Raw genomic sequence first — 2,274 nt, 5'->3', positions numbered from 1 at the left:
GCTCTACCTCGTGGGGCTCGGCCCCGGCAGCCCGGGGCACATGACCGAGCGCGCCCGGCAGGCCGTCGCCGAGGCCGAGGTGGTCGTCGGCTACGCCACCTACCTGGCGCTCATCCCCGAGCTGCTCGCGGGCAAGGCCGTCGTCCGCAAGGGCATGACCGAGGAGCGCGAGCGGGTCGAGGCGGCCTGCGCCGAGGCGGCCGCCGGCCGCCGCGTGGCCCTGGTCTCCTCGGGGGACGCCGGGGTCTACGGCATGGCGGGGCCGGCCTACGAGCACCTCCTCGCCCAGGGGTGGCGGCCCGGCGAGGACCTCGAGGTCGAGGTGGTGCCGGGGACGACGGCGCTCGCCGCCGCCGCCGCGCTCGCCGGGGCGCCGCTGACCCACGACTTCTGCACGATCTCCCTGTCCGACCTGCTCACCCCCTGGCCGGCCATCGCCCGGCGCCTCGAGGCGGCGGCGCGCGGCGACTTCGTCGTCGCCCTCTACAACCCGGCCAGCCGCCGGCGCACCGAGCACCTCCGGGCGGCGCAGCGCATCCTCCTCCGCGACCGCGCCCCCGGAACGCCGGTGGCGGTGGTCCGCGCCGCCTACCGGGAGGGCCAGCGTGTCGAGCACGCCCGCCTCGACGCCCTCCACCGCTGCGCGGTGGACATGCTCACCACCGTGATCGTCGGCAGCTCGGNCGAGCTTCGCGCGCTCGGGGGTGATGGTCACCCCCCGGGGCTATACCGCCAAGTACGCCGGCGGCGGCGAGCGGCGCGGCCGCTCCTTGAGGCTCGGCCTGGCGGGCTGGCCCGAGGCGGTGCGGGCCTGGCTGCGCGAGCAGCCGGAGCCGAGCCTCGGCGCCGCGGCGCAGTACTTCGATGTGCCCTGGGGCGAGCTGCTCGCCGCCGTCGACGAGGCCGTGACGGCGCCGGGGGACCCGTTCCGGGCCGCGGCGCTGGCCGATCCGGGGCCGGCCGCGGTGGCGGCCGCCTGCCGTGGATGGGGGCCGATCGAGGTCGCCGTCCCCGGCGGGGCCGGGGCGCGGCTGACCTGCCTCGCCGACGGGCGCGAGCTCCGCGCCGAGAGCGGCGGGCTCACCGTCGGCGATGGGCGCGGGCGCGCCGAGCTCGGCGGCGGGATCGGCGCCGCCTGGCGGCTACGGGGTCCGGACGGCGCGCTCAGCCTGGAGCTTGTGGACCGGCGCGGCGAGGCGGCGTTGTCAATCCGCGCCCGCGCCTGATGGAATGCCCGCCCTATGGCCGACGCCCCGCAGAGCCTGCCCATCGACGCCCTGTACGCCGACTTCCGCGCCGCTCTCGAGGCGGGGCACGTGGTGGTCACGGCGGCCACGGGCTCGGGGAAGTCCACCCGGCTGCCGCTGTGGACCGCCGAGCGCGGCCCGGTCCTCGTGGTGGAGCCGCGCCGGGTGGCGGCGACGAGCCTCGCCGCCTTCGTCGCCGAGTCCGCCGGCGCGGCGCTCGGCGGCGAGGTGGGCTACGCCGTCCGGGCGGACCGGCGCTACGGGGCGCAGACCCGCATCCTCTTCGCCACCCCCGGCGTGGCCCTGCGCTGGCGGGCCGAGGGGCGGCTCACGGGCTTCGCCGGCGTCGTCCTCGACGAGTTCCACGAGCGGCGCTGGGACACGGACCTGCTCCTCGCCCTGCTGCGCGCCGACGGCGAGCACCGCCTGGTGCTGACCTCGGCGACCCTGGAGGGGGAGCGCCTCGCCGCGGAGCTCGGCGGCCGGCACCTCGCCTCGGCGGGGCGTGAGCACCCGGTGGCCGTCGAGCACTGCGCCGATCAGCCCCGCCAGATGCCCGCCCAGCGCGGCCTCGCCGAGCGCCTCGCCGGGGCCGTCGAGCGGGGCCTCGCCGAGACGCGGGGCGACGTGCTCGCCTTCCTGCCGGGGCGCGGCGAGATCGAGCGGGCGCGCCGGGCGCTGCGGGTCTCGGCGGAGGTGATCCCGCTGCACGCCACCGCCCCCCTAAGCGAGCAGCGCCGGGCGCTCAATCCGGGCTCCGGGCGGCGGGTGATCCTGGCCACCAACGTCGCCGAGAGCTCGCTGACCGTCCCCGGCGTGACGGCCGTCGTCGACGCCGGCCTGGAGCGGCGGACCCAGCGCCGCAACGGCCGCACGGTCCTCTCCCTGGAGGCGATCTCCCAGGCCAGCGCCGCCCAGCGCGCCGGCCGGGCGGGGCGCCTGGAGCCGGGGCGCTGCTACCGCCTCTGGGGGCGGGCGGCGCCGCTGCCCGAGAGCACGCCGCCGGAGGTGCTGCGCGAGGAGCTCA

The 2,274-nt window shown here is 78.8% G+C and carries 1 protein-coding gene and 1 pseudogene; both read left to right on the top strand.

The features are described from left to right. Nucleotides 1-40: 40 nt before the first annotated feature. Nucleotides 41-683, top strand: a pseudogene (gene cobJ / locus CKO13_RS12090) (precorrin-3B C(17)-methyltransferase); the annotation flags it as partial. A 558-nt stretch (nucleotides 684-1,241) separates the two neighbouring features. Then, nucleotides 1,242-2,274 (top strand): helicase-related protein (locus CKO13_RS12080; RefSeq protein ID WP_200261366.1); only part of this gene is annotated, 1,033 nt, incomplete at its 3' end.

Origin of the sequence: Halorhodospira neutriphila, from assembly GCF_016584055.1 — a bacterium.
Lineage (GTDB): Bacteria > Pseudomonadota > Gammaproteobacteria > Nitrococcales > Halorhodospiraceae > Halorhodospira > Halorhodospira neutriphila.
Note: the sequence above shows the minus strand (reverse complement) of the source record. Positions and strands in the feature narration are given on the sequence as shown.